This window comes from Myxococcota bacterium (genome assembly GCA_035498015.1).
Classification (GTDB): domain Bacteria; phylum Myxococcota_A; class UBA9160; order SZUA-336; family SZUA-336; genus VGRW01.
This window is the reverse complement of sequence record DATKAO010000227.1, coordinates 1-6,371: the sequence shown is the minus strand read 5'-3', so window position 1 is coordinate 6,371 and position 6,371 is coordinate 1. Positions and strand designations below refer to the sequence as shown.

Here is a 6,371-nt window from a genome sequence, read left to right as displayed (position 1 = left end):
TCGTAGCTCTCGAACACCGGCTCGACGTCCTGTCCCGGCCGATAGCGCAGGACCTCGAACTTCACCTTGCGCAGCTCCATGTCAGTACTTCCGCTCCTCGAGCTCCCAGCGCGTCTTCACCACCGGCTTGTAGCTGAGCCGCGGCCCGTCGGGCGCGAACTTGACCAGTGAGTGCTTCCACCACTGCTTGTCGTCGCGCGTGGTGTAGTCGGTGCGGGTGTGCGCGCCGCGTGACTCGCGCCGCTCGAGCGCCGAGAGCGCGACCGCCTCGGCCACGTCGAGCATGTTGCCGAGCTCGAGCGCCTGCACGACCTCGGTGTTGAAGATCTGACTCGTGTCCGACAGGCCGATGTCGGCGTAGCGGCCCTTGAGCTGCACGATCGTGTCGAACGCCGCGCGCATCGACTCCTCTTCGCGGAACACGCCGCAGCCCGACTCGGTGGCGTGGTTCAGCTCGCGCCGGATCTGCGCGATCTTCTCGCCGCCGTGCTTGCCGCGCAGCCGGGCGAGCCGCGCCTCTTCCGACCTGGCCTGCTCGAGCGCCGCCGTCTCGGAGCCCTGGCTCGAGCCCGCGGCGAACTCGGCCGCGTGCCGGCCGGAGCGCGCACCGAACACGAGACACTCGGTGAGCGAGTTCGAGCCCAGGCGGTTGGCGCCGTTGATCGACACGCACGCGCACTCGCCGGCCGCGTACAGGCCCGGCATCTCGGTCGCGCCGTGTGAGTCGGTGTCGACGCCGCCCATCATGTAGTGCACGACCGGCCGCACGGGGATCGGCTGCCACACCGGATCGACGCCCACGTAGTTCTTGGCCAGCTCGCGCACGAACGGGAGTCTCTTGTCGATCTTCTCCTCGCCCAGGTGCATGAGCTCCAGGTGCACGTAGTCGCCGTAGGGGCCCTTGAAGCCGCGGCCGGCCTGGAACTCGCGCATCTCGGCGCGGCTCACCATGTCGCGCGGGCCGAGCTCGGCCTTGTTGCCCACGCCGTAGTCGTAAGTGACGAGGAAGCGCTCGCCCTTGTTGTTCTTGAGATACCCGCCCTCGCCGCGCGACGCCTCGGTCATGAGGATGCCGGTGCCCGGCAGGCCGGTCGGGTGGTACTGCACGAACTCCATGTCTTTCAGGCCGACACCGGCGCGGTACGCGAGCGCCATGCCGTCGCCGGTCTTCACAGCCGCGTTCGTGGTGAACGGGAAGATGCGGCCCGCGCCGCCGGTGCACAGGATGACTGCGCGCCCGAGCACCGCGTGCATCTTGCCCGTGCGGATGTCGAACGCGGCCACGCCCACCGCCCGCCCGTTCTCGACCAGGATCTTGGTGGCGAAATACTCGTCGTAACGCACGATCCGGTCGTACTTCAGCGAGGTCTGGAACAGCGCGTGGAGCATGTGGAAGCCGGTCTTGTCCGTGGCGTACCAGGTGCGCTTCACGCTCATGCCGCCGAAGAAGCGCACGGCGACGCGGCCGTCCTTCTCGCGGCTCCACGGGCAGCCCCAGTGCTCGAGCTGAGTCAGCTCCTTGGGGGCGGCCTCGACGAACAGCTCGACGGCGTCCTGGTCCGCGAGAAAATCGCTGCCCTTGAGCGTGTCGTAGGCGTGCAGGTCGAGGCTGTCGTCCTCGCGCGCGGCGCCGGCGGCGCCGCCTTCGGCCGACACGGTGTGACTGCGCATCGGATACAGCTTCGAAACACACGCGACGCTGAGCTTCGGATTCGCCTCGACGGCGGCGATCGCCGCCCGCAGGCCCGCTCCGCCGCCGCCGACCAGGATGATGTCGTGCCGAATGGCGTCCAAGCGCCCTCCCCGTTCGGCGCCGCACTCTACCGGATTTCGCCCCGGCATGTGAGGCTCGCCCGCGGAGCGCTTGGGCACCCTGCCCGCGCCCGGGGATGACAGAATGGAGCCATGTCGCGGCTGGAATTCTTCTTCGACTGTTCGAGCCCTTGGACCTACCTGGCTTTCTCGAAGATCGAGGCGCTGTGCGCCGAGACGCGGGCCGAGCTCTCGTGGCGCCCGATCCTGGTGGGCGGGGTGTTCAATTCCGTGAATCCCAGCGTGTACGAGCAGCGCGCGAAGCCGGTCGTGCCCAAGGCGCGCTACTACGCCAAGGACCTGCGCGACTGGACGCGTCACTACGGGCTGCGCATCGGTCAGCCGCCGGTGTTTCCCGTGAACAGCGTGAAGGCCATGCGGGGCGCGCTCTGGGCCAACGAGCGCGGCGCCCTTCCACCCTACGCCCGCGCCGTGTTCGAGACTTACTGGGGCGACCTCGAGGACATCTCGCAGGACGCCGTGCTCGAGAAGATCGTGTCTCGCGTCGGGCTGCCGCGCGACGAGTACTTCAAGGCGATCGCCGACGCGCGCTACAAGGACGCTCTGCGCGCGAACACCGAGGAGCTGATCGCGCGCGGCGGGTTCGGCTCGCCGACCATGTTCGTCGACGGCGACGACATGTATTTCGGGAACGACCGGCTCGAATTGGTGAGAGCGGCGCTCCTGGCCTGAGCCGTCCGCTATCGTCGGGCCCGTCACGCGCTGGTAAAGGCCCCCGCCCGGCGGGACGAAGACCTCACCGGAGTCACCCCCCCATGCGATTCCGGCTGGCCGCCGTGTGCGCTGCGCTCGTGAGTCTCTCGTGTGCGTCGGGAGCGGTGCGCCTGGAGCGGGCGCGCGCCGCCTACAGCACCCACTTCGACGGCGTGCCCGACCAGGCCGAGGCCTGCGTGCGCGTGCGCAACCGGAGCGCGCAGCCCGTGGAGTGGCTCGAGCTGCGGCTGCGCACGCGGAGTCACTTCGGCGGCGACGCGGTGATCCGCACGAAGTGGCTCTACCGCGGCCGTCTGGCGCCGGGCGAGGCGGTCGCGCTGCGCTTCCTGCACCCGCCGGTCGCCGACGAGATCGCGGTGTCTCACGTGCGCTCGGGAAACACCGGCCCGGGGCCCGACGGCGGGCGCCCGCTCGCGCCGGCGCAGGACTGCAGCGACGCGGCACTGCGCGCCGTGCTCCAGGCCGAGCTCCGCGGCCGGACGGCGCCGGACATCGAGCTGATCTCGGCCCAGGACGCCCAGCCCGACGCCGAGGGCGAAGCCTTCGTCGCGGACCGCTAGCCCGGCTCCGCGAAGACGCGTCCCGCGAGCGCCTCGTCCCAGGTCAGGCGCAGCCCGAGAGGCTCGCCGCGCGGCGCGTGACGCGCGGCCAGCCGCAGGTTGCGCGCGGGGGCGGCGGCGAGCTCGGCGCGCAGCGCGTCGCGCAGCGCGGGCTCGAGCGACTTCGGCAGCCGGCCGTCGATCTCGGCCCGCAGGCGCTCGGGGTCGGCCGGCGAGTCACTCGCGCCCTCGCCCACCGCCAGCGCCCGGCGCACGCGCGCAGGCGCGCGGCGCGCGAGCTCGGCCGCCGGGCCGATGCCCCAGCCCGCCGCCACCACGTCGACCCGCGCCACGCGCAGCGCGTCGAGCAGTGACTCGAGCTGGGCGGCCACGCGCGCGGGCCGCAGGCTGCGCACCCGCCGGCGCGAGCCGCCGAAGCCCGGCAGGTCCACGCCCAGCGCGCGCCGGCCGTGCGCTGCCGCCTGCGCCGCGATCGGCTCGAACAGCCGCGCCGACACGCCGGCGTCGGGCACGAACAGGAGCGGCGTCGGATCGGCGAGCTGCCCCACGTCGGACACGCGCAGGCGAGTCCCGCCGACCTTCAGGTCGCGCGCGCCCGGCTGAGCGGAGGGCCGCTCCGCTTCCGCCCCCTCGAAGCGCGCGCGCAGCTTGGCCAGCGCGCGCGCGTCGAGCGTGCGGCGCAGCGCGCGCGGCAGCGGCAGCGCCAGCGCCGAGCCGAGGTCCACCAGCGCCGGCGCACGGCTGGGAGTCACCAGCACGTTGGTCGGGCTGCGCAGGTCCAGATACGCCACGCCCCGCAGCGCCAGTCCCTCGAGGATCCCCTCGAGCGCGATGAAGAAGGCCGGGGGCAGTGCGCGCGCGTGGGTGCGCCGGCGCAGCGGCCGGCCTTCGACGAACTCGAGCGCGAGCGCCAGCCGGTCGATGCGCCGGCTCGGCTGCGGCAGGCCGGGCAGACCCGCGCCGCGCTCCAGCATGGCGAGCTCGTGGCGCACGAGCAGCGGCGCGAGCCACGCCCGCACCCAGACACTGCGCCGGCTCCAGTCCTTCACGATCACGGGCGCTGCTCCGGCGCGCTCGACGAGCAGCACGTCGGGGTTCACGAGCCCGCCGACGTTCAGCACGGCGACGCCCGGGCCCGCGAGGTCGGCGCGCGCTAGGTCAGGCTCCAGAAGCGCGCCACCATGCACAGCACCCCGACGGCGACCGCGGCGGCCGTGCCGGTCTCGTTGTTGTCGGCGAAGCGCACCCCGCGCCAGGTCGTCTCGCGCGAGCGCTCGGCCTCGAGCGGGGCGTACGGGTGCAGGCGCGGAATCAGCCGCGGCACGGCGGCCGCGTAGCGGACGTAGGCGTCGCCGTACAGGCTCTGCAGCCGCGCGCCCTCGATCCGGTCCTTGTACGGCATGTAGTAGCCGAAGTAGACCGCGCCGAAGACGACCGCGAGCCCGGCCGCGACCGGGCTCCAGGCCATGATCAGGAAGCCGAGCCCGATCAGGAGCGTGCCGAGATAGAGCGGGTGACGCAGATATGCGTAGGCCCCGGTCACGGTGAGTGAGTCGTTCTTGTGCAGGTGGCCGGTGGCCCACAGGCGCAGCGCCTCGCCCGCCGCGATCGGCACTGCCCCGAGCGCGATCGACAGCGGCGTCGGCTGCGACAGCCACAGGGCCACGCCCGCGAGCGCGTACACGGCGAGCAGGCGGGGCCTCAGGCGCTTCTTGGCGAAGCTCATGGCCGCAAGAGGTAGCGGCGGGGGGTCAGTTCGACCAGCGCGTGCGGAACAGCCCCGACAGGTGCGCCGAGAGCGCGTCCTCGAAGCCAGGGCGCGGCTCGAGCGCCAGCCGATCGGCGCCCAGGAAGAGCCCGAAGTCGGCCAGGTCGAGCGCTTCGACCTCGCGCTCGACGCCGTCCCAGAAGCTCGCGCCAAATCTCGCTTTCACGAGTCCTCGCGCCTGCTGCGCCTGCCCTGTGCCCCGCTCACGCATCCCAACGCCCTACGACAGTAAGGTGGAGGCAAGTGAGTCTTGGTGTCGCGGGCGGGGCCGCGCGGAGCGGCTTACAGCGACAGGTGTTCGCCGGGGAGCTGGGCGGCCAGCGTGCGGCGGGCGCGGTACAGGGAGGATTTCACCGCGTCTTCGGAGCGACCGGTCAGCTGCGCGATCTTGCGGATGTTCAGGCGCTTGCCGTGGCGCAGCTCGAGGATCTTGCGCTGCTCGACGGGCAGGCGCTCGATCGCGTCGCGCACGCGCCCCAGCGCCTGGCGCGCCTGGGCCAGCGGCTCGGGTCCGAGATCGAGCGGCGCGGCCTCGGGCGGGATGTCTTCCAGGGAGATGAGCCGGACCCCGCCCCGGCGGCGCAGGCGGTTGTTCAAGATGTTCCGGGTGATCCCGTAGATCCACACGACCAGGTCGGACTTGCCCTCGAAGCGCTCGAGGCAGCTGTAGACCGCCTCGAACACCTCCTGGCACACGTCCTCGGCTTCCGCCGGATCGCCCAGGCGCCGCAGCGAGAAGTTGTGGATGCGGCGGAAGTGCAGCTGGTACAGCTCGCGGAACGCGGCAGGGTCACCGCCTCGGATGGCCTCGACGATGATCCGGTCGGCTTCTTTCACGCGCGTCAGTTGAGCAATCGACATGCCAAACGCGCCTCGCGCGGAAAGCCGAGTCAGGGCGCAGGGATCGCTCTCCGGGCAGGGCACGCTTTCGTTTCGAGAGCGAAGCACTCGACGGGTCGCAAGTGAAGCGCACTACCCACTCGACGGAAAAAGACTTCACACCCCGCCACCAAGTCAGAGCTTGGCGGGGACGATGCGCCAGATGCCGTCGATGCGGTGCCAGGTGTCGAGGCGGTCGAAGCCGATGCTCCAGAAGCGCAGCGCCCGCTGGTGGACGCTGGTGAAGGCGACCTCGACCAGCGCTTCGTCGGGGTTGGTGAAGTCGAACTTGCGCACGCGCACGGCGCGCGCCGTCATGTCGCGGAAATGCTGGTGGCGCGCCTCGGTCGCGAGCGCCGAGAAGTAGTCCGAGAACGCCCCGGGGGTCTCGAAGCAGTCGCTCAGGTGCTTGTTCTGGTAGGTGACCAGGGCGTCGAGCGGCACATCCTCGAGCGCCGAGTAGAAGCCCTGGATGCGCGTGGAGAAGGCCGCGATGTCGGCGTCGGGCGGGGCGTTGGCGGGCGGCGCCGCGGGGGCGCCCCCGAAGCACCCGGCGCACAGCAGCAACAGAGGAAGCGCCCGCCCGGGGCCGATCCTCATCCGCCGCGTCTCGCGAT

The 6,371-nt window shown here is 71.7% G+C and carries 8 protein-coding genes; 2 read left to right on the top strand and 6 right to left on the bottom strand.

Annotated features, from left to right (window positions below; genetic code table 11):
* Positions 1-81 precede the first annotated feature (81 nt).
* The gene (locus VMR86_20125) at positions 82-1,842 is read right to left on the bottom strand and encodes an FAD-binding protein (protein HTO09371.1); all 1,761 of its coding nucleotides are present in this window, start codon (positions 1,840-1,842) and stop codon (positions 82-84) included.
* 63 nt (positions 1,843-1,905) lie between these two features.
* Here VMR86_20125 and VMR86_20120 point away from each other — a divergent pair, with 63 nt between their 5' ends.
* The gene (locus VMR86_20120) at positions 1,906-2,505 is read left to right on the top strand and encodes a 2-hydroxychromene-2-carboxylate isomerase (GenBank protein HTO09370.1); all 600 of its coding nucleotides are present in this window, start codon (positions 1,906-1,908) and stop codon (positions 2,503-2,505) included.
* Between the two features lie 83 nt (positions 2,506-2,588).
* Complete coding sequence (locus VMR86_20115; protein HTO09369.1) at positions 2,589-3,107, top strand: hypothetical protein; 519 nt, start codon at positions 2,589-2,591, stop codon at positions 3,105-3,107.
* On the opposite strand, the gene VMR86_20110 is transcribed toward VMR86_20115, so the two are convergent.
* The 5 genes from VMR86_20110 to VMR86_20090 all read right to left on the bottom strand — a co-directional run.
* Positions 3,104-4,228, bottom strand: coding sequence for an alpha/beta fold hydrolase (locus VMR86_20110; protein ID HTO09368.1), 1,125 nt, complete (start codon positions 4,226-4,228; stop codon positions 3,104-3,106). The genes VMR86_20115 and VMR86_20110 overlap by 4 nt on opposite strands.
* 32 nt (positions 4,229-4,260) lie before the next feature.
* Complete coding sequence (locus VMR86_20105) at positions 4,261-4,833, bottom strand: isoprenylcysteine carboxylmethyltransferase family protein (protein ID HTO09367.1); 573 nt, start codon at positions 4,831-4,833, stop codon at positions 4,261-4,263.
* A gap of 25 nt (positions 4,834-4,858) precedes the next feature.
* A complete protein-coding gene (locus tag VMR86_20100) occupies positions 4,859-5,041 on the bottom strand; it encodes a hypothetical protein (protein HTO09366.1) in 183 nt (60 codons plus the stop codon).
* Between the two features lie 116 nt (positions 5,042-5,157).
* Positions 5,158-5,736 (bottom strand): RNA polymerase sigma factor, encoded by a 579-nt coding sequence (locus VMR86_20095; protein HTO09365.1) that lies wholly within the window; start codon positions 5,734-5,736, stop codon positions 5,158-5,160.
* A 153-nt stretch (positions 5,737-5,889) separates the two neighbouring features.
* Positions 5,890-6,371: hypothetical protein (locus VMR86_20090; protein ID HTO09364.1), on the bottom strand; the 482-nt coding region annotated here is incomplete at its 5' end.